We start from the raw sequence: 22,482 nt of genomic DNA, 5'->3' as shown, positions 1-22,482 counted from the left end.
TTTTAACTCTTTTGACTCAATTTCATCAATGTTGTTACTTCTTCTTCTGTCAAATAACGATATTCACCCATTGTTAAACCTTTTAAAGTAATATTAGCAACTTGTAAACGTTTTAAAGTAATTACTCTACTTCCTATTGCTTTAATCATACGTTTAACTTGTTGATTTTGTCCCTCATGAATGGTTAGATGTAGTAAAGTATTTTCTTTTTTTATATTTTTATAAATTATTTTAACAATAGCAGGAGAAGTTGTAAATGAAGTTGATAAAATAATACCGTCTTGTAGTTTTTTAATAGCATTTGATGACAAAATACCACTTGCCAATACTTCATATACCTTATCTATTTTATAACGAGGATGAATAATAGCATTAGTAAATTCACCATCATTAGTCATTAACAACAAACCTGAAGTATCAAAATCTAAACGACCGACTGGGTAAATTCTACTATTAATATTAGTAAAATAATTCATTACCGTTGGTCGATTTTTAGGATCACTGACTGTTGTTAAACAATTAGGTGGTTTATAAAATGCTAAATAAATATGATTAGATTGCTTAATAATTTGATTATTAACTTTAATAACATCACTACTTGTAACTTTAAAACCTAACGTTGTAATAATTTGCCCATTAACTGTTACTTGCCCATTAATAATTAGTAATTCTGCTTTTCGTCGTGAACATACTCCAGAATTAGCAATAGCTTTTTGCAAGCGTTCTAAATCATTATTCATTAGTAAAGTTGTAGATTTCTTGTTCATCATTTTGGTTATTAAATTGAGGCAAAGTTGGTAATTGAGTTAAAGATTCGATATTAAAATGATCCATAAATTCATCAGTTAAATCATATAAAATTGGTTTTCCTGGTAATTCACTACGACCAATCTCAGTAATTAAATTTAAACTTTTTAGTTTAAAAATAATAGAATCACAATTTACACCACGAATATCTTCAATTTGTGGTTTAGTAACTGGATGATTATAAGCAATAATAGCTAGTGTTTCTAAAGCTGCTTGTGATAAACGTATTAAAGGTTGTTGTTTTAATACTTGATAGCGATTATAATGAATAGGTTTTGTTGTTAATTTATAAATATTACCAACTTTAATTAAACTTAAACCACTGGTATCATCATCATTTAATTTCATTTGTAAAGACGCAATTAAATTTTCAACAGTCTTTGGTTTTTTTGTTAATTCTAAATATTCAGCAAGTGTTAATAAATCAAGGCCTTCATTGCCAGCAATAAATAATAAACCTTGTAAAACTGCTAATCTTTCGTTTGTTTTTCAATTGCTATTATTCATTTTTCTCACCTCGATAAATTACTGTAATTTCAGTAAAAGTATTAGTTTGTATAATATGTAAAATTTGATGATTTGCAAGATCTAAAATTGCAATAAAAGTAATAATAAAATAATGTAAAGTTAATGCTTTAGTAAAAAATAATTGTTCTAAAGTAAAGTGTTGCTTGGGGTTTTTCTTCAGTAACTGTTTAATTTCTTTAGCTCGATCTTCAGCTGAAATTAAGTTTAATGCTAAATTAACTGGTAATTTATTTTCATTTTGTAGTCTATTAAATAAGTTTAACATTGCTTGTGTTAATTTATTAATATTATTTTTTACCAAAATTGGTGTAATTTCATCAACTAAATATGTTTTTAAATCACTAGGTGTTTTTGTTAATAATTGGGTTCTATATAAAGCCTGTTCTTTAAAATAATTACTTATTTCTTTGAATTTTTTATATTCTAATAAACGAGCAATTAATTTTTGACGATTAACTTCATTTTCATAAGCACTATCTACCACTAGTTCTTGTTTTGGTAATAATTGTTTTGATTGCAATTCTAATAAATAAGCAGCAATCGGTAAATATTCACTTACTAAATCAATGTTTTTAATTAATTCTTTATTAATAAAATGAACATATTGGTTAGTAACATCATTTAGATTTAAATCTAAAATATCAATATTTTTTTCTTTAATTAAATGCAAAAGCAAATCCATTGGTCCTTGAAAAGATTCAATTGTAATTACTGGTTGTAACATTATTCTCGTTCCCTCAATATCATTTTATACTTATTAATATTAATTATAACTTAATTTAATAGTATAGTACTTGATTAATCTTTAATAAATAAAAAAACTTATTTTTAATTTTTTAATGATTAAAATAAGTTTTAAAAGTTATTATATATTTAAATATTATTATTTAACTTCACGTAACGTAATATGAATATTTTCAACATTTATTTCAAATTTTGAAGATGTCTTTATATCTGGAAAGTCTTTACTTAGGTCATATTCTAATTTAAAGTTTAAATTAAAATAACCATTTTTTTCGTTAGGATTAAGATTAAATCCACTTTCGGGATTAGTAATAGTTATTACACTATCATTTCATTTGGGAACAAGAATACTATAAATTTTATTAATATTAGCAAAATAACCCTTTGTTATAACTTGTTCTTTTATATTATTCATTTCCTTATAATCTGAAAAACTTTCTGAAGCATTTGGTAATTCCTTTACTGCATCAACTGTTCATTCAGAAAATATTTTTGAAATTTGTGTTGTTGCATCAACAAAAGTTTGGTTAATCTGAATAGCAGACTTACTTTCAATATCAGCAGTATTAAAAGTAGATTTACCATCATTACCAACTAAGAAATCAATAGTAATATTACTAACATTATCATTAAATACAATTGATTTATCATCATTATTGGTCACCGTTGGATCTGCCATTTTAAATAAAGTTGATTTAGCATCATCTGAAAAATCACCTGAAAATTCAAAACTTAAACTTAAACCAGAATATTGAACTTTATCTTTAATGGCAACATTTAAATTTTGTTTAATATATGATAACTGAGTTCTAGCAATATCTTCTTTTGAAGGTGCATCAATTTTTCCACTAATTGGTAAGTTTTCAACATTAACATTTAAAACATTATCTTTAATTTCTCCATTAATAAGTTTCTCAATAAAATCTTTAATTGCATCAGCTTTTTTTTGATCACTAGTATGACTTGTATCATTATTAATTGTAATTTTAATATCTTTAGTAACTGATGGTAAATTTAAATAAGAGATTTCCGCTTTTACTCATAAATAACCATTGACTAATTCACTACCAGTTGGTAAAACAAACTTAGGTTTTTCTTTTTCATCATTATCATTATCTTTTTTTGGAACATAGTCCATAATTTTGACATGTGCATCAGGGTGATATCAATTTGTTGGATGTTCATTGGTACTTTCTTTAAGTTTACTAGAGAAAAAGTTACCAATAGCTGTTTGCACAGAAGTATCTAATTTGCTAAAAATTTTACCTTTCATTTCTCCTATATTGGTATCATCTGATAAATTAAGATCAGCCTTAATTTGCACACTACTATCAGTAACAAAAGAGGCAGCAAAATTAAGAATATCCCTTGGAGTCATTTGATTATTTTCACTACCACAAGCAACAACTGTTACAACTGGTGTTGTTGCTAAAGCAAGTGTGCCCAGTAATTTTAATAAAGATTTCACAAAAACGCTCCTTATCATTTCATTTAATTAATATTTTTAAAATACTGTAACATTATAAACAATTTTAAACTAAATTACATTATTATTTCTAAAATTATTGGTTTAATATCGTATTTTTTATTAGTAATCTGAAATGTAGAAATTGCCAAATCTAAAAATTGTTGATGGAAATGTTGATCTTTATTAGTATGGAGTTCCATAATTACACTATTTTTTTCAACTTTTTGACCATGAATTTGTTTTAAATAAATTCCTGCCACCGGATCAATGATATCAGTTTTCGTAGTTCTTCCTGCTCCTAATATTACTGATAATTCACCTAAAGCATAATTATTAGTAAAATCTAAATAGCCCAATAATTGCGCCTTAACTTTAATAATATATTTAGCTGGTGGTAATTTATCAATATTATCAAGATATTTAGTATCTCCACCTTGACTTTTAACAAAATCATAAAAAATTTGTAGTGGTTTTTCACTAGTAAACATAGCATTAACTTTATCAATACCCTCTTTTAAGGTTTTTACCTTTTTAGCTCCCAATAAGGCTAAAGCTACTAAATTACTAACAAGGATCTTCAAATCTTCTGGTCCTTTATTTTTTAAACTTAAAATAACTTCTTGTAATTCTAGTGCATTACCAATTGTTCGTCCTAAAGGCTTATTCATATCACTAATAATAGCATAAATTTTTTTATTAAAAGCTTTACCAATATGTACCATTAATTTTGCTAACTCTCTTGCAGTTACTATATCCTGAACAAAGGCACCTTTTCCGCATTTAATGTCTAGTAAAATTAAATCAGCGCCCATTGCTATTTTTTTAGACATAACACTAGCAGCAATTAATGGTAATGAATCAACTGTTCCTGAAACATCACGTAATGCATATAATTTTTTATCAGCAGGCACTAAATTACTAGTTTGACTAATAATACTCATACCAACTTTATTAACAACTTTAATAAAATCTGATATTGCTAAATCACATTTAAAATTTGGAATTATTTCCAGTTTATCAATAGTACCACCAGTAATACCCAATCCTCTTCCAGAAATTTTTGCAACCTTTAATCCACAAGCAGCAGCTATTGGACCAAATACTAAACTAGTTTTATCACCAACACCACCAGTTGAATGTTTATCAATACTAAAACCAGTAATTTGTGATAAATCCATGGTTTCACCACTATTAATAATAGCTTTTGTATATTCTACTAATTCATCATTAGTCATTCCCTGAAAATAAACAGCCATTGCTCAAGCACTAATTTGATAGTCTGGTATTGTTTCATTGGCAATACCTTCTGTTAAAAATTTTAGTTCTTCTTTATTTAAACTTTGTCCTAATTTCTTTTTAGAAATTAAATCAATCATATACATTTTAATAAAACACCTTACTTTCTTTTTATTAAATAACAATTGCAATTGCAATTGCATTAGTTTCATTATGTGATAAAGATAAAAGTAATTGATAATTCTTAATAATAGTTATTGGTTGATTATATTGATTATAGCTAATATCAATATTTTTAAATGTTAACTTTTCTTGTGGTAATGCCTTAAAAATTGCTTCTTTTAATGCTCATCTTCCTGCCAAAAATTCCTGTTGACGTTGTAAAGAATATTGATTAAAAAGTATAATTTCTTTTTTACTTAAAATTCTTTTAGCAAGTTCTTCAATATTTTCTATTCGATTTACTTCAATAATATCTATACCTACACTACGCATTGTTAACTCCTTATATAAAATAAAAGGTTAAAACCCTAAAATCCTTGTTTTTATTATATAATTAATATGAAAGAAAGTGTGATATTAATTTCAATAAATCAAATAAATTTTGAAAAGATGGTGGTATATTAATGACATTTTACTTAAATCAAAAACAAAAATCATTAATTAAAGAACACTACCAAAACTATAAAGTTGATAATAAAAATAGTAGTTATGAATTATTTCAATATCATAATATAACAATTGAAATTTATCAAGAAAAAGTTATTTTTAAAGGTACTAAAGAAGATATTATTGCAGAATATCGCAGTATTTGAAATCAACTTGATGAAAATCAATCACCAGTCATTGGCAATGCTGAATTTGGTATTAATAATTTTTTTGGTCCACTTGTTATTATTAGTTCTTATATTGGTTCAGGTAATTTAGAAAAATTACGTTTACTTAACATTCGCGATTATAAAGACTTATCACAAAGTAAATTTATTGAATTAGCACAAGATATTATGAAAACAATTATTTTTGAGTCAGTAATCATTAACAATCGTAAATATAATCAATGAATTGATGCGGGTTATAGCCCCAATATTATTAAAACTTGAGGAGAAAATCAAGCATTAGTTCGTATGTTACAACATAGAATTCAATATGATACTATAGTTATTGATCAATATATTAATGAAGATACATATTACAAATACATTGAAAATATGAAAGATAATCGTAATAAAATTATTAAAGATAAAGTTCAATTTGTTACTAATGCAGAAAGTAAGTATTTAGCTATCGCTTGTAGTACTATTATTAGTCGTTATTTATTTTTAGAAGAAATTAAAAAAATAAAAGGTATTGACACTAATACAATTCCATTAGGTACTGGAAAAGAAGTTAATGTATTTTTAGAAAAAATTAAAAATGAAAAAACAATTGAATTTAATAAATTTCTTGAACGTCATAGCAAAAAATCATTTACTGAATTTTTTAAATAAATAATTAAAACTTAATTTTTATTAACTATATATAAAAAGATATTTTTTATTTAAAAACTATTAAATAAATGATATAATCCAAATCAGATATATGTTTAAATATATTTTTAAGTCCTATTTTGTTTTTATAAACAAAATAGGACTTTTATACTTAAAGGAGAAAATAAAATGCCAAATGAAGAAAAAAAGCCTTTATTAGAAAAAAATAAACATAGTAATTATGGAGTTACTCATCAACAACCTTCTATAAATGATAGTAATTCAAGTAGTACTGAAAGTCTTAATAGTTCAAGTACAATTATCGAAATAGAAGATAGTGAAGAAAATAATTGAATAAATTGTAGTAGTCGTTATGGAGGAACAACACAAAAAAAACTCGATGATAATGGAAATTGAAAATATGAAACCCAAATTAAAAATAACTTTGATAGTTTAACTTTTTTTAATGAAAGCACTATTACCATTAATAACAATCAATACTGACAAAAACTAACATTTGTTGAAAAAAATGGAACAGTAATTATAGTGATTTTAGAATTATTAAAAATAAACTTTAATAGAAATACAATAGAAATATATAAAAAAGAATACAATGATATTGATAAATATATTGATGATAATTTAGATTTAAAAACTTTTCAAAAAAAAGAAAGAAAATTATCACCCGAAAATCAATTCTTAGAAGGTATTACTATAAAAACTATTAATAATCTTAATAAATTTATAACAAATACCAACGCACTTAATGAACAATTAAAATTATTTAAAGAAAATTCTAATAATAGAGATTTAAATATTTTATTAAAATTATATAAATATTTAACAATAATACAAAATTTTATTGATCAAACAAAACCAGGAATAATAAGAAATATTGCATATAAATTTTTAGGATTATTAGAAATTTATATTGGACTTACTGGTAAAAATTTACAAAGAGTAGTTTCTAATTTTCCCATTGATGGTAAAGAACACACATCCCAAGATTATATTGATGCTATATTTTGAAATTGACAAAATTATGTTATGGTATTACTTGATACTGCACTTGGCACATTTTTCACTTCAGCAGCTTCAAGTTGATCACGAGATGTTTTTTTTAATAAAAAAAACAAAACAAATCCCATTGAAATCAACCAATTTAATACCAGTGACTTTGAAAAATATAAAGAAATATTTGAAACACTTTTATTTGAAGAAGACCATCAAAAATTAATGAAATATTTTTCAAATATTTCCATACTTAATGATTTAATACAGAAATTTAATCAAATTGAAAATTGTGTAGAAACAGAATTTGAATATCATCCAAATTTTAAAAAAGAAATTGAACGAATTAAAAAACTAATTATTAATTCACAAATAGAAAATAATAATGCTAATAATGATATTGAAATTAAACAAGTAATATCTTTAGCAAATAAAACAATTAAAACTATGGAACAACAAAATAATAAACCAATAGCATTAGTAACTAATTGAGGACGTAATCTTTTAGTTAATTTAACTTTAGAAACACTAACATGGGCAGGTAGTCATATTATTCTAACTGGTTCATCAGAAAATACTTCTAAAGAAGATTTTAATTTACATGATTGAATCACGAAAGACATTTTTACTACAGGTGCTTTAGCAGCAAATATAAGTCGTTATTTCGTTATGAGACCAATTAATAATATTTTTAAATCGGGTTTAACAAACTTAGGAATTCCAACTAATCTTTGTCCTGAAAAACTTTCAAAATGAGTTGAAAAACAAACTAGATATAAAAAAATATTAATGGCAATCCCTTTATTTTTATCAGTCACTTGTACTGTTAATGCTGTTAAAACAGAAGCTGCATTAGTTACTGAATATGGATTTCAAAAAGCCACAAAATTATTTTATGAAAAATTTGTTAGATGAACAACATTAGGATTTTCAATTGGTGTAACAGCAATTGATATGATTGCTTTTGCTATTTCTGATTTTTATAAAGATGTATTTAATCAACCAATAACTATAAAAAAAATCACAGAAATATTAACTAGTTGTTGTGGATTTACTAAAAAAGAAGCAGTTTTTCTTGAAAAACATTTAGAAAAATTAGAAAACAATGGGAAATTCACAACTCTTGATGAATTGTTTAAAAAATATCAGGAAGAAGAATTTGAAGATTCTGCTATTGAAGAAGTTTTATCACAACAAATAGAATCAGAAAAATCATCAAATGAAAAAGAAACTGATGACGAAACATCAATAGAAGAATTTCCTATTGACAATCCATATCAATTTGCAAATGATATAAATAACCAACCATCAACAAGTACAGGAATATACCATCCAATGTCATTCAATTAAAAGCACTATTTAAATTTAATTTTTAGTCACTCTTTTTAAAAGAGTGACTTTTTTAATATTTTATATTTATTTTTTTTTCTAAAAAATGTACACTGATTTTGGGTATTTTAGATGTATAAGAATAAATATGCCAAAAAAAATAGTGAGAAAGGGATTTTTATGGATGAAAAAAATAAAAGAGAAAAAGAAATAGCAAGAATAAAAGAAAAAATTGCAGCTAATAAATTAAAAAAAGAATCCGAAAAAGCTGAAAAAGAAAGACAACAACAAGAAATCGAAAATAAGAAAAAAAATGAAAATAAAAAAACTTTATAAAAATGAATAATTTGAGGCTTTTTAATAATCTGTGTATCTTTGTTTTACAAAGTTACTAATTTAGATTAATTCTGTCTTCAAATTTTATCATAAAATGAGCAATTGCTGTATTTCAATTTTGAATAGGCAATGTTCATTTTTTTGTTATATTTTCAATTGCCAAGTAAAATATTTTGAAAACTGCCATATCATTAGGAAAAACTTTTTTATTTCTGATGATTTTTCGTAATTGACTATTAACAGATTCAATAGCATTTGTAGTATAAATCACTCTTTTGATTTCTACTGGATAACTAATAAAAACCATTAAATTATCTCAAGGAAATGTTTAGTAATCTGTGTAACTTACAAAAATAACTATGTTTAATTAATTCTAGTAAATATAATTAAATGACTAGAAAGAGTGAGTTACAGATGGCTAAAAAAGATAACTTTAATAATAATGATCCAATATCAAAAGCAGTAGATTTATTACTAGAAAATACTGAAGATTTAACAACAGTTTTTAAACCTGGCGGTTTATATAAAGAATTAACAAAAAGATTAGTTGAAAAAATGTTGAATTCTGAAATGCAAAATTATTTAGGATATGAAAAAAATCAACATAGTACTACTGAAAATGCTCGTAATGGTACAAGTTCAAAAAAATTAATAACTCAACAAGGTAAAATTGAAATTGATGTACCAAGAGATCGCAATAGTAATTTTACTCCTGTAATAGTTCCTAAAAGGCAAAGAAGATTTGATGGTTTTGATCAACAAGTTCTTTCCTTGTATGCAAAAGGAATGACATTATCTGACATTAGAATGCAGTTGCAAGAGTTATATCATGGTGCTGATATTAGTGAAAGTGTTATTAGTCAAATTACTGATGATGTTATTGATGATGTTAAAGCATGACAAAATCGACCATTAGAAAGTATTTATCCTATTGTTTATTTTGATTGTATAGTAGTTAAAGTACGACAAGATAAACGGATTATTAACAAATCAGTTTATATAGCATTAGGAGTTGATTTAGAAGGCAAAAAAGATGTTTTAGGATTATGAATTAGTGAAAATGAAGGTTCTAAGTTTTGATTATCTAATTTCACAGAAATGAAAAATCGTGGCTTAAATGATATTCTTATTGCTTGTAGTGATAATTTAACAGGCATGTCAGAAGCAATACAATCAGTTTATCCTAAAACAGAACATCAATTATGCATTGTTCATCAAATTAGAAATAGTTTAAAATATGTTTCATACAAACATCGAAAAGGTCTAGTTGCAGATTTAAAACCAATTTATAGTGCATGTAGTGAAGAACAAGCAATGCAAGCTTTAGAATCGTTTGAAAGTAAATGAAGAGGCTTTTTAATAATCTGTGTATCTTTGTTTTACAAAGTTACTAATTTAGATTAATTCTGTCTTCAAATTTTATCATAAAATGAGCAATTGCTGTATTTCAATTTTGAATAGGCAATGTTCATTTTTTTGTTATATTTTCAATTGCCAAGTAAAATATTTTGAAAACTGCCATATCATTAGGAAAAACTTTTTTATTTCTGATGATTTTTCGTAATTGACTATTAACAGATTCAATAGCATTTGTAGTATAAATTACTCTTTTGATTTCTACTGGATAACTAATAAAAACCATTAAATTATCTCAATTTTTATATCAAGATTTAGTAATTTGAGGATATTGTTTATTTCATTTACTTTCAAACGATTCTAAAGATTGCATTGCTTGTTCTTCACTACATGCACTATAAATTGGTTTTAAATCTGCAACTAGACCTTTTCGATGTTTGTATGAAACATATTTTAAACTATTTCTAATTTGATGAACAATGCATAATTGATGTTCTGTTTTAGGATAAACTGATTGTATTGCTTCTGACATGCCTGTTAAATTATCACTACAAGCAATAAGAATATCATTTAAGCCACGATTTTTCATTTCTGTGAAATTAGATAATCAAAACTTAGAACCTTCATTTTCACTAATTCATAATCCTAAAACATCTTTTTTGCCTTCTAAATCAACTCCTAATGCTATATAAACTGATTTGTTAATAATCCGTTTATCTTGTCGTACTTTAACTACTATACAATCAAAATAAACAATAGGATAAATACTTTCTAATGGTCGATTTTGTCATGCTTTAACATCATCAATAACATCATCAGTAATTTGACTAATAACACTTTCACTAATATCAGCACCATGATATAACTCTTGCAACTGCATTCTAATGTCAGATAATGTCATTCCTTTTGCATACAAGGAAAGAACTTGTTGATCAAAACCATCAAATCTTCTTTGCCTTTTAGGAACTATTACAGGAGTAAAATTACTATTGCGATCTCTTGGTACATCAATTTCAATTTTACCTTGTTGAGTTATTAATTTTTTTGAACTTGTACCATTACGAGCATTTTCAGTAGTACTATGTTGATTTTTTTCATATCCTAAATAATTTTGCATTTCAGAATTCAACATTTTTTCAACTAATCTTTTTGTTAATTCTTTATATAAACCGCCAGGTTTAAAAACTGTTGTTAAATCTTCAGTATTTTCTAGTAATAAATCTACTGCTTTTGATATTGGATCATTATTATTAAAGTTATCTTTTTTAGCCATCTGTAACTCACTCTTTCTAGTCATTTAATTATATTTACTAGAATTAATTAAACATAGTTATTTTTGTAAGTTACACAGATTACTAAACATTTCCTTTAATTTGTCTATCATCATTTTTAAATGGTAATTTCGGAAATAAGTTACTAATATGATAATTAATTATTTCGTAACTTTGACAACCGCCCATTATTTTGTATTCTTGTTCTCAATTTATTTTTATTTGATTTTTTTCTTCAAGTGTTTTCTTAAATTCATGTTGATGTTTATTTATTCATTCATTAACTTTTTGCATTTTTTCTCCTTATTAAAATGAAAAGGTATTTATTTAAAATAATTAAACTTATATTAAGTTTATAAATAATTATACTATAAGAAATTAAAAAGATTAGAAATTTTATAGTTAAATTTTTGTTTTTTATTTTATAAAAAATTTTTTAAATGTGATAAATCTATTTCTTTTTCATAAAGATTTTGAATACCAATTTTATATTTATTTAAAATTGAACTAAGATTATCAATTTTTTCTTGTGTATCTAAGCGAATTAAGATTTCATTTAAATCTTTAAGATATTTAAATTGATATTGATATTTTGTTAATATAGTGGCTGTTAATGGTAAATTGTTAGTAGTCAAAATAAAAATTTTGCCAACATCAAATTTTGCTATTGGTCCACTATAAAGCATTTTTCCCAAATCAATAATAGTACAATCATCAATAATATCTTTAACCTCGTTAATCATATGAGTTGTTAAGAAAATAGTTTTACCTTCTGCTTTTAATCTTTTTAATACATTTGTAAAATATTTTCGTGACTCTGAATCTAAGTTTGCACCAGGTTCATCAAGAATTACTAGTTCTGGATCATGTGCTAAGGCTTGAATTAGCATAATTCTATTTTTCATTCCTGAAGAGAAAGAATTTAAACCCTTATTACGATGTTCTCATAAATTAAAATTATTTAATAATTTTTGTAAATTAACTTCTAGAGCACTATCGGTAATAGTGGTTGTTTGTCCTAAATATTTTAGAAAATTATAAGCTGTTAAACCTTGTGGAAAGTTTTCTAAATTTAAGGAATAACCTAAACTTAATTTTGATTTTGCACTTCCTGCTTTGTAATCATTAACCTTAATTGTACCACTGTATCTGTTACTAGGGATTGCACCAATGATAGACTTTAATAAAACAGATTTTCCGCTACCAGATTGACCAACCAAAGCATGAATAGTTCCTTTAAATACAGTAAAATTTATATTACTAATATTAAACTTTTTAAATTTTTTGTTATAGTTTCTGACACTAATCATAATGTCTTCTGTAGTTCCCATAATAAGTTTTCTCCTAACTAACAATTTTTCGATTATACATTAAATAAGAAAGTAAGAATAAAAAGATAGAAAATCCACAATATATTTCAAGAACTGATTGATTATTTTGAAAATAATCAATGTTATCAGTTTTTATTTTTTTATTATTTAGTGTTAGTTTAAAATCAGGATAACTAAATAAAGTATTTTTTTGTGTATCAAAATCGATACTAGATGTTGCATAAGGTTCAAATCAAAAATCACCATAGTAGTCCATAAAATAAGTTCAAATTTGATTTCAATGTTCAATAAAATTTATTGCATTGATAAATTGATAACTATTTGCAATACTAATGTAATTTTTATAATTTTTATCATTAGTAACAGAATTATTAGTAATCTGACGATAAGTATGAATTTGATTATAAATATATTCTTCGGTTGTTCTAACTAAAAAATAAACAGGATTATAAAAAATTTTATTAAATTCATTACGAAAATCAAATTTATATGCATATGTATCAATAAAAATATTTTTAATTTCCTTGGGTGATAGTGGAACGGGTTTTTCTAATATTGGACCTGTAATTTGTATATAAGTATTATTAATATCAGTATCGTATGTTAATAGTGAAGGTGCTTTACCACTTTGCAGATCCATAAATGAATCAATATTATACTTTTTATCATAATCATTAATTATATTAATTAAGTCTTCTGTAATTTGATTATTATCAACATTATTTTTTAATTCATCTAAGTTTTTAAAATAACTATTAAAAGTAATTTTCATAAATATATCTTTATTTTGAAATTCAATTGGTTTTCAAGTGGTTGTTTTACCACTAAGAGTTTTAACAGTAGGATTTGTTTTAATAAATCCTAATTTTTGATAAAAATCAATACGCTTATTAATAACATTATTTTTTTTAATATCCTTTAATTCTTGATCACTAAGATTAGAATAAAAATCAAAAATAGCTTTTGTTAAATTTGGATATTTAATTAATCCTTTTTCTAAATTTTGTTTAAATAAAATTGCTTCTTTGATTTCACTAACAGTATATTGGATATTATTTTCAAAATTAATTTTAATAATGTCACTATTTATTTTGGTTAATGAGTAAGGCAAACCACCTAATAAAAATAGACTACAGAAAATAACAAAAATTAAAAAAACTGTTTGTGATGGAGTAAAAACTAACATTGTTACTACACCAACAGTAACTAAAACAGCAAATAAAGAGCAAAAGCCAAAAAACTTTAGGATAGTTAATACGTAAAAAGCTAAATAAGAAACTTTTATAATAATTCCACAAATCCCGCCAAATATTAATAAAGCAATAATATTTATGAAAATAAAAGTTAAACTCATAAAAAATAAAGTAGCGTATTGAGTTAAAATAATAACATTTCTTGTATAAGGTTTAGTAAGTAATAATAAGAAAGAACTATCTTCAAATTGAGTACCAAAAATTCTTATAGCATTTAATAAAATAAAAATAAATAAAAATATACTATAAAAAATCATAATATAATATTGTAAATCAATAATAAAATCTTCTATTGATAAATTTAAAAAAAACAAAACACTAATGCTCAATACCGAAATTACTATTGAAAATAAAAATAAAAATGCCGTAATAAAACTGTAACTAATTTTAATTATAATTAATCTAAATAACTTAAATCAACTTGCCTTTTTGGTTTTAGTTTTTTCTATAGTTTTCGTTGTGGTTTCTAGTAATCTGTCCATTATTTTTTCTCCTTTACATATTATCAATTATAATCAATTATTTTTTTTGTTTATAAAATATAATTTAATGAAAAAGAAAAATTATTTTTTATTAAACTGCATAAAAAAAGAAAAATTATTTAAACATTTTAATTATAAGTAATAAAATTTAACAAATTTTGATATAAAAGATAATCTAATAATTATGATTACAATGCTTATTTTTTAATTATTAAATTAAACTTGATTTTTTATAAACTTATTAGTTTACTGAAATATTAAAGTTAATATATTCACAACATTTTAATTATAAATATTATAGAATATACTAAAACTTTAATAAAATATATTAAAAGAAATTTTAGGAGGGTACTAGAGTGAAGGGAATATTAAAATTATTAGCAATTTTTGGATTAACAGCACCATTAGCAGTAAATGTAGTGGCATGTGGAAATGGTAATAGTTCTGATACTGATGATGAAGTATCGGAAAATGCTGATGTACAAGAATTATTAAAAAAAGCTAAAGAGCAAATTAGTTTAGGACTTGCAAATTTAATTAGTGAATATAAGAATTTAACTTTTGAAGATGAATTTGGTGAATCTGGAAAAGATATTACTACTAATTTAAATAGTTTACCTAAAGATAGTGACACTCTGGTTGATAGTAAAATAAAGGATATATTTTTAACTAGGCTTCAAAAAGATATTACAAATCTTATTATTGAGGATTATTTATTACAACCATCTGATTTAAAACCATTATTTAATAATATAACTACTAGTGAAATTTTAAAAATTGATTTTAATGGAACAAAAATGACAAATAAACAATTCAATTGAACTAAGGAAAAAGCTGATTTTGATATTGAAAATTATGATCCAGCAACGTATAACATAACAATGTGATATAAACTTGCTGCAGACTTAAAATTAAAATTATCTTATAAAGATGAAAGTAACAAAAAGACAGAAATTGAAGTATCTAATATTTTTGATTTTAATTACGCTAATACTGGCGCTAATTTAAAGTCTTTAATTGAAGCTTCAACTGGTAATGTAACAAAAGTATTAAAAGATTTTATGATACAAATAGAAAGCACCACTACTGATAGTGAAAGTTTATTACAAAAAGCAAAAGAATTAATTACTAGAAAACTTAATAACGATAAAGTTAATATTACTAAAGTTGATATTAATGCTCAATCAGAAGTTCTTCAAAAAAATGATGTTTATGCTAGTGGTGATCATATGTATGAAGCGCTTACTAAATCTACAATTGATGAAGCAATTGATTCTTTGAAAAATTATTTATCACCAACAGCAACAACTTTTTCAGATGAGATTACTAAGTGACTTGTTGGAAAACAAGGAGTGCCTGAAGAAAGTAAAAATAAAATTAATGCTTTTGGAAAAATCACTATTAGTGATTGAAGCATTTCAGGATTAAGATTAACGCCAATGACTTTAGATTTTATTAATATTAGCCCTAATCAAACGCAAGGTGAATGAGCAGAGCAAACAGCAACAGCATTAGGTAAAATATTTTATACAAAAAGTGAATTTGCTAAAGGGCGTATTGATATCACTACTGATAATAATTTAACAATATATATGAATCCCGGAGATTTTGATAATTTTGTTCAAAATAATAAAACAATGAGTGATATTAGTGACTATATTAGTTCAAAAATAAGTTCTAAAGCTACAACCGAAAATCTTATTAAAGGTAATATTTCAGTTACTTTAAATGGTCTTTGAAAAGGAGCAAAAAATCCAACTTTAAGTGATAGAACTAGTGTGGAAAAAGTAGATGATAATACATTTAAAGTTAAAAGAAATGCGGGTGGTATGCATGGTTATAATTATTTAACTATTCGTTATGCAAACACTAATTTTTTAACTGGAATGATTAAGAATCATAAAAATAATCATATTTTATTTGATAATTGAATTATTAAAAAAGCAGATACTGATGTTTGATAATTTATATTATTTTTCAAAATTTTTTGTTATGATAAAAAATTTCTAATATAATTTAAATTTTTAATTTTAATAAATTTAAAAATTTGTATAGTATTTTAATTATTATTTTTATATTTTCATTTCTATAAATTTATCTTTACATTTAATTAAAAATAGTGTATTATATTTAAGTTGTTGATTAATTCGCAATTTTCTTTTAAGATATGATTGATAAAAAAATATCAAAAAAGTTGTTAATGATGTCAAAGAAATAAATAATATCATGAAATTATTTGACAACTTTTAATTTTAGAAAAATTAGATGAATTAATACTTTAAAATGTAAGTAAGTATATTATATATAAATAATAAATAAAACTAATCCTTTTTTAAAATAATCCTCTTTTAGAGGTTATTTTTCAGGTTATAATTATCATTTTTTCTAAATTTATTCAAAATTTATTTTTAAGGAGAAATATATGAGTTTTACAGAACTAAATTTAAAACAAGAATTAACTGCTGCTATTGCTAAATGGGGTTATACTACCCCAACACCAATTCAAAAGAAGACAATTCCAGTTTCTTTACAAAAAAAAGATATTATTGGAAAAAGTCATACCGGAACCGGAAAAACTGCTGCCTTTGTCTTACCTATATTACATAATTTAGATATAAAATTATATCGTAATCAAGCCATTATTGTTTGTCCAACTAGAGAATTGGCAATCCAAGTTGCTAAACAAGTAAAAAAATATGCTTATTTTTTAAATGGCGTTAATGTTGCTTTATTATGCGGTGGTGTTAATATTAGAAATCAATTATATGATTTAAGAACTAGTAACATAGTTGTTGGAACACCAGGAAGAATTACTGATCATATTAATCGTGGCAGTTTAAGATTAAATTCAATTAAAACATTAGTTTTAGATGAAGCAGATGAAATGTTAAAAATGGGATTTAAAAAAGATATTGATTTCTTATTTGAAAATTCACCTCAAAATATTCAAACTGTTCTTTTTTCAGCGACAATGTCAAAACCAGTTTTAAAAATTGCTGATGATTATCAAAATAATCCAGTTAGTATTAGTGTTGAAGATGAAAGTCAAAAATTACAACAAGCAAATATTAAACAATATTATTTTGATTGTCGTAATATAACAAAAGAAACTGCATTAGTTGCTTTATATCAAAAATTACAACCACAATTAAGTATTGTTTTTTCAAATACAAAAGATTTTACTAACAAAATCGCACAATTATTAGAACAAAATAATATTAAATGTGCTGTTATTAACGGTGATAAAAGTCAAAGAGAACGTATGGAAGCAATGAGACAATTTAAAAATGGTAAGGTTAAAGTACTAATTGCTACTGATGTTGTTGCTAGAGGAATTGACATTAATGGTATTGATTATGTTTTTAATTATGATATTCCACGCGAATATGAGTACTATACTCATCGTATTGGTAGAACAGCTCGTGCTGGAGCACAAGGCACTGCTATTACTTTAGTAAGTAATAGAGTTCAATATAATGAAATTCAAGAAATTCAATATTATCAAAATCACGAAATTACTTTACTAGATACTACAGGTTGAGATTTACCTAAAAATGTTGTTAAAGTACCGACTAAATTAAATTTTTCATCTCATAACAATAGAAATGATTTTAAACGTAATGTTGATAATAATTCAAAATGAAAAAGAAAACCAAAATATTAAAATTATTGGAAATGTTTAGTAATCTGTGTAACTTACAAAAATAACTATGTTTAATTAATTCTAGTAAATATAATTAAATGACTAGAAAGAGTGAGTTACAGATGGCTAAAAAAGATAACTTTAATAATAATGATCCAATATCAAAAGCAGTAGATTTATTACTAGAAAATACTGAAGATTTAACAACAGTTTTTAAACCTGGCGGTTTATATAAAGAATTAACAAAAAGATTAGTAGAAAAAATGTTGAATTCTGAGATGCAAAATTATTTAGGATATGAAAAAAATCAACATAGTACTACTGAAAATGCTCGTAATGGTACAAGTTCAAAAAAATTAATAACTCAACAAGGTAAAATTGAAATTGATGTACCAAGAGATCGCAATAGTAATTTTACTCCTGTAATAGTTCCTAAAAGGCAAAGAAGATTTGATGGTTTTGATCAACAAGTTCTTTCCTTGTATGCAAAAGGAATGACATTATCTGACATTAGAATGCAGTTGCAAGAGTTATATCATGGTGCTGATATTAGTGAAAGTGTTATTAGTCAAATTACTGATGATGTTATTGATGATGTTAAAGCATGACAAAATCGACCATTAGAAAGTATTTATCCTATTGTTTATTTTGATTGTATAGTAGTTAAAGTACGACAAGATAAACGGATTATTAACAAATCAGTTTATATAGCATTAGGAGTTAATTTAGAAGGCAAAAAAGATGTTTTAGGATTATGAATTAGTGAAAATGAAGGTTCTAAGTTTTGATTATCTAATTTCACAGAAATGAAAAATCGTGGCTTAAATGATATTCTTATTGCTTGTAGTGATAATTTAACAGGCATGTCAGAAGCAATACAATCAGTTTATCCTAAAACAGAACATCAATTATGCATTGTTCATCAAATTAGAAATAGTTTAAAATATGTTTCATACAAACATCGAAAAGGTCTAGTTGCAGATTTAAAACCAATTTATAGTGCATGTAGTGAAGAACAAGCAATGCAAGCTTTAGAATCGTTTGAAAGTAAATGAAATAAACAATATCCTCAAATTACTAAATCTTGATATAAAAATTGAGATAGAGGCTTTTTAATAATCTGTGTATCTTTGTTTTACAAAGTTACTAATTTAGATTAATTCTGTCTTCAAATTTTATCATAAAATGAGCAATTGCTGTATTTCAATTTTGAATAGGCAATGTTCATTTTTTTGTTATATTTTCAATTGCCAAGTAAAATATTTTGAAAACTGCCATATCATTAGGAAAAACTTTTTTATTTCTGATGATTTTTCGTAATTGACTATTAACAGATTCAATAGCATTTGTAGTATAAATCACTCTTTTGATTTCTACTGGATAACTAATAAAAACCATTAAATTATCTCAATTTTTATATCAAGATTTAGTAATTTGAGGATATTGTTTATTTCATTTAGGAAATGTTTAGTAAATGGTTCTATTTCTAAAAGTTGTTTTTTTGTTTCAATTTCTACTTCTATCTTAAAATTATCTAAACTAGAATCTGAAATAGATGATTCATTTTCATTAATTTTTATTTTTAATTCACTTTCTCTTACTATTACTGTTTCTATATTTTTATCAAGTTTATCTAAACTAATGGCATTTAATGAATTTAATTTATCACTTTTTTCTTTTTGAAGTATTTCTAAATCAGTTAATGGTTACGTATTTTCAATTGAAATATTTTTTAATTTTTCTCTTTGTTGTTTAATTTTTAGTATTGTATTTTCTAATAAAAATTGTTTTTGACTATTAGTTACTTTTAAATCTTCTATTTCTTTAGTATTATTCTTTTTGCTTAATTGTGCTTTTAATACTAGTCAATTTTCCTTTAATATATTTGTCTCTTTTTTATGTTTTAATATTTCATCAGACAAATCTTTTTTTTGTTTTATTTTACTTTCATTTGTCATTCGTAAATCAGCAATTTCTTTATTTATATTACTTCGATTAACAAATTCTTTATCTAATTTTTTTTGAACACTTTTGTAACTACAAAAAATGCCAAAAGTTAATATTGCAATAACACGACGTCAATTACTATCTCTTCAATCTTGTAAAAGTAAAAGATTCTGAAAAATATTTTCTGAATCTTTTACTTTTAAATTAATATCTTTATCATTACTTTCAATTTCTTCTTCTAAACGAGAAATTGAATTAGTTTTTGCATCTATCTTGTCATTTAATGTTTTAATATTTAAATTTATTTCATCTATTTTTGTGATTAATTGTTCTTTAGAAGTTTCATTATCATTAAAAATAGATTGTATTTGACCGTTATTTACATCAATCTCTGTTGTTAATTGTTCCTTGTTTTTTTCTAATCTTTCAATTTCTAATTCAATTTCTGATTTTTGTTTTATTAATGCAATTAACTTTTCTAAACTTTGTAATTCCACTTTCAATTCTTCTTTTTTTAAAATTTCTTTTTTTAAATTTAATATTTTAGTTTTTTCTTCTTGTAATTTTGTCATATTTTCTTTTAATGCTTTTAAACTACCATTAAAAAAAGATGATTCTTGAATTATTTTTTTTAAATTAAATAATTCATTTCTAATTCTTTCTAAGGTTCTTCTGTTATCTACTCTGTCTAGATTTCTGTTTTTTATATCTTTACTAGTTTCTTTACTTTCAACTTCTAAAGTATATATATATTCATTAACTGCTTTTAATTTATCAGTCATCTGATTAACATATTGTTCAATAAATGTTTTTTTTATCTTCACTATCTTTGATATTTCTTAATTGACTTTCAGCTTTCTTCAATATATCTTCTAGTTGTTTTCTTTCAAATTCAAAACTTGCTTGTTTTTCAGCAATATTTTGTTTCTTGATTTCTAATTCCTCGAGTTTTAACCCAAGAGTTTGAAGATATTCTTTCACATTGTTTCGATCTTTTATTTTCTTTAAATATTTTTGTAAATCATCCTTATATTTTTCTTCTCCAAATAACATAAAAAAACTCCTTTATAAAGTAAAAAACCCATTACTCTTAAAAAATAAAAGCTATGGGTCAAAAACTATTTTTAATTTATGTTTTTATTATATCAAAATCAAACAAATTTTAATATAATTAATTGAATTATTTAACTTTATCATTGATAATTAATTATATTAAAAAAATAATTTGGAGGAAGCAAAATATATGGCTCGTATTATATCCGGAATAACTAGCACTGGAAAATTAACTCTTGGTAACTACTTGGGAGCAATTAATAATTTTTTAAAATTGCAAGAAGAACATGAACTCTTAATATTTGTTGCAAATTTACATGGATTAACACTACCAATAAAAGCACAAGAATTAAGAGATAATATTAAAGATATTGCCGCTTGATATTTTGCTGCTGGTATTATACCAAATAAATCTCATATTTTTATTCAATCTGATGTTTTAGCCCATAGTCAATTAGGATATATATTATTATGTAATAGTTATGTCGGTGAATTAGAACGAATGACACAATTTAAAGATAAAAGTCAAAAAATGACAAATCAACAAAATAAAACGATTAGTATTCCAACAGGTATTCTTACATATCCAGCATTAATGGCTGCTGATATTTTACTATATGACGCTGATTTTGTGCCAGTTGGTGTTGATCAAACTCAACATTTAGAATTGACAAAAACTTTAGCAACAAGAATGAATAACAATTATAAAACTGATTTATTCAAAATTCCTAAAATCATTATTGATAAACAAGCACAGAAAATTATGAGTTTACAAGAACCTGAAAAAAAAATGTCAAAATCTGATACTAATCTAAAAAATACTATTTTTTTAAGCGATAGCAAACAAGAAGTTGCCAATAAAATTAAAAAAGCAGTTACTGATTCAGAAAATATTATTAAATTTGATCCAGAACATAAGCCTGGAGTTAGTAATTTATTAACTATTTATGCTAGCATTACTAAAAAAGATATCAAAACTTGTGAACAATACTTCAGCAATCACAATTATGGTTTTTTAAAAGAAGAAGTAATTAAAGTAATAAATGATTTATTAGAACCAATGCAAAAAAAATACCAAGAATTTATTAACGAAAAATCATCACAATTAGCAAAATATTTAGAAGAAGGTGCAAATTTTGCTAATAATATTGCTACTAAAAAATTAAACTTTGTTCAAGACACAATGGGTATTAATTTTATCGAGAAAGAAAGATAGGAGGA

18 protein-coding genes and 4 pseudogenes are annotated in these 22,482 nt (G+C 24.0%); 8 read left to right on the top strand and 14 right to left on the bottom strand.

Annotated elements, in window-relative coordinates; genetic code table 4:
* Positions 1–2: 2 nt before the first annotated feature.
* From AAHM95_RS07005 to acpS, 6 genes are all read right to left on the bottom strand, one after another.
* Positions 3–740: a pseudouridine synthase gene (locus tag AAHM95_RS07005; protein ID WP_281748443.1), complete on the bottom strand. Its 738-nt coding sequence runs from the start codon at positions 738–740 to the stop codon at positions 3–5.
* Entirely contained in the window at positions 733–1,314 is a 582-nt protein-coding gene (scpB, locus tag AAHM95_RS07000; protein ID WP_286641535.1) for an SMC-Scp complex subunit ScpB, read from the bottom strand. The genes AAHM95_RS07005 and scpB overlap by 8 nt, the downstream gene beginning before the upstream one ends.
* The gene (locus AAHM95_RS06995) at positions 1,307–2,059 is read right to left on the bottom strand and encodes a segregation/condensation protein A (protein ID WP_342274489.1); all 753 of its coding nucleotides are present in this window, start codon (positions 2,057–2,059) and stop codon (positions 1,307–1,309) included. Before AAHM95_RS06995 ends, scpB begins: the two co-directional genes overlap by 8 nt.
* Before the next feature lie 159 nt (positions 2,060–2,218).
* Entirely contained in the window at positions 2,219–3,547 is a 1,329-nt protein-coding gene (locus tag AAHM95_RS06990; RefSeq protein WP_342274488.1) for a hypothetical protein, read from the bottom strand.
* Positions 3,548–3,621: 74 nt separating this feature from the next.
* Positions 3,622–4,929 carry a thymidine phosphorylase gene (locus AAHM95_RS06985; protein ID WP_342274487.1) on the bottom strand — a complete coding sequence of 436 codons (1,308 nt, stop codon included), beginning with the start codon at positions 4,927–4,929 and terminating at the stop codon, positions 3,622–3,624.
* Between the two features lie 28 nt (positions 4,930–4,957).
* Complete coding sequence (gene acpS, locus AAHM95_RS06980) at positions 4,958–5,278, bottom strand: holo-ACP synthase (RefSeq protein WP_338973757.1); 321 nt, start codon at positions 5,276–5,278, stop codon at positions 4,958–4,960.
* Between the two features lie 131 nt (positions 5,279–5,409).
* Between acpS and AAHM95_RS06975 the strand changes: the two genes are divergently transcribed.
* The 3 genes from AAHM95_RS06975 (at position 5,410) to AAHM95_RS06965 (ending at position 8,925) form a co-directional block, all read left to right on the top strand.
* Positions 5,410–6,270, top strand: a complete 861-nt coding sequence (locus AAHM95_RS06975) for a ribonuclease HIII (RefSeq protein ID WP_281748449.1) — start codon at positions 5,410–5,412, stop codon at positions 6,268–6,270.
* Between the two features lie 168 nt (positions 6,271–6,438).
* The gene (locus AAHM95_RS06970; protein WP_342274486.1) at positions 6,439–8,610 is read left to right on the top strand and encodes a hypothetical protein; all 2,172 of its coding nucleotides are present in this window, start codon (positions 6,439–6,441) and stop codon (positions 8,608–8,610) included.
* A gap of 159 nt (positions 8,611–8,769) precedes the next feature.
* Positions 8,770–8,925: a hypothetical protein gene (locus AAHM95_RS06965; protein ID WP_174479916.1), complete on the top strand. Its 156-nt coding sequence runs from the start codon at positions 8,770–8,772 to the stop codon at positions 8,923–8,925.
* Between the two features lie 55 nt (positions 8,926–8,980).
* Here AAHM95_RS06965 and AAHM95_RS06960 read toward each other — a convergent pair.
* Positions 8,981–9,244, bottom strand: a pseudogene (locus AAHM95_RS06960) (transposase); the annotation flags it as partial.
* A 95-nt stretch (positions 9,245–9,339) separates the two neighbouring features.
* Between AAHM95_RS06960 and AAHM95_RS06955 the strand changes: the two are divergent.
* Positions 9,340–10,272 (top strand): annotated as a pseudogene (locus AAHM95_RS06955) (IS256 family transposase); the annotation flags it as partial.
* Positions 10,273–10,315: 43 nt separating this feature from the next.
* On the opposite strand, the gene AAHM95_RS06950 reads toward AAHM95_RS06955, so the two are convergent.
* The 4 genes from AAHM95_RS06950 to AAHM95_RS06935 all read right to left on the bottom strand — a co-directional run bounded on the left by AAHM95_RS06950 (position 10,316) and on the right by AAHM95_RS06935 (position 14,618).
* On the bottom strand, positions 10,316–11,554 hold the full coding sequence (locus AAHM95_RS06950; protein WP_342273942.1) for an IS256 family transposase: 1,239 nt from the start codon (positions 11,552–11,554) through the stop codon (positions 10,316–10,318).
* Between the two features lie 82 nt (positions 11,555–11,636).
* Complete coding sequence (locus AAHM95_RS06945; RefSeq protein ID WP_342274484.1) at positions 11,637–11,846, bottom strand: hypothetical protein; 210 nt, start codon at positions 11,844–11,846, stop codon at positions 11,637–11,639.
* Between the two features lie 128 nt (positions 11,847–11,974).
* Positions 11,975–12,883 carry an ATP-binding cassette domain-containing protein gene (locus tag AAHM95_RS06940; RefSeq protein ID WP_342274483.1) on the bottom strand — a complete coding sequence of 303 codons (909 nt, stop codon included), beginning with the start codon at positions 12,881–12,883 and terminating at the stop codon, positions 11,975–11,977.
* A gap of 13 nt (positions 12,884–12,896) precedes the next feature.
* Positions 12,897–14,618 carry an ABC transporter permease gene (locus AAHM95_RS06935; protein ID WP_342274482.1) on the bottom strand — a complete coding sequence of 574 codons (1,722 nt, stop codon included), beginning with the start codon at positions 14,616–14,618 and terminating at the stop codon, positions 12,897–12,899.
* A 356-nt stretch (positions 14,619–14,974) separates the two neighbouring features.
* Here AAHM95_RS06935 and AAHM95_RS06930 point away from each other — a divergent pair, with 356 nt between their 5' ends.
* The 3 genes and pseudogenes from AAHM95_RS06930 to AAHM95_RS06920 form a co-directional block, all read left to right on the top strand.
* A complete protein-coding gene (locus AAHM95_RS06930; protein ID WP_342274481.1) occupies positions 14,975–16,582 on the top strand; it encodes a hypothetical protein in 1,608 nt (535 codons plus the stop codon).
* 458 nt (positions 16,583–17,040) lie between these two features.
* The gene (locus AAHM95_RS06925; RefSeq protein ID WP_339041415.1) at positions 17,041–18,282 is read left to right on the top strand and encodes a DEAD/DEAH box helicase; all 1,242 of its coding nucleotides are present in this window, start codon (positions 17,041–17,043) and stop codon (positions 18,280–18,282) included.
* 101 nt (positions 18,283–18,383) lie between these two features.
* Positions 18,384–19,364, top strand: a pseudogene (locus tag AAHM95_RS06920) (IS256 family transposase); the annotation flags it as partial.
* A gap of 43 nt (positions 19,365–19,407) precedes the next feature.
* On the opposite strand, the pseudogene AAHM95_RS06915 reads toward AAHM95_RS06920, so the two are convergent.
* From AAHM95_RS06915 to AAHM95_RS06905, 3 genes and pseudogenes are all read right to left on the bottom strand, one after another.
* Positions 19,408–19,719: pseudogene (locus AAHM95_RS06915) on the bottom strand (transposase); the annotation flags it as partial.
* Between the two features lie 248 nt (positions 19,720–19,967).
* Positions 19,968–20,990: a hypothetical protein gene (locus AAHM95_RS06910; RefSeq protein WP_342274479.1), complete on the bottom strand. Its 1,023-nt coding sequence runs from the start codon at positions 20,988–20,990 to the stop codon at positions 19,968–19,970.
* Positions 20,991–20,994: 4 nt separating this feature from the next.
* Positions 20,995–21,261: a hypothetical protein gene (locus AAHM95_RS06905; protein WP_342274478.1), complete on the bottom strand. Its 267-nt coding sequence runs from the start codon at positions 21,259–21,261 to the stop codon at positions 20,995–20,997.
* A gap of 190 nt (positions 21,262–21,451) precedes the next feature.
* Here AAHM95_RS06905 and trpS point away from each other — a divergent pair, with 190 nt between their 5' ends.
* A complete protein-coding gene (gene trpS, locus AAHM95_RS06900) occupies positions 21,452–22,477 on the top strand; it encodes a tryptophan--tRNA ligase (RefSeq protein ID WP_342274477.1) in 1,026 nt (341 codons plus the stop codon).
* Positions 22,478–22,482: the final 5 nt, after the last annotated feature.

This window comes from Spiroplasma endosymbiont of Phycita roborella (assembly GCF_964031195.1).
GTDB lineage: Bacteria > Bacillota_I > Bacilli_A > Mycoplasmatales > VBWQ01 > Spiroplasma_E > Spiroplasma_E ixodetis_A.
Note: the sequence above shows the minus strand (reverse complement) of the source record. Positions and strands in the feature narration are given on the sequence as shown.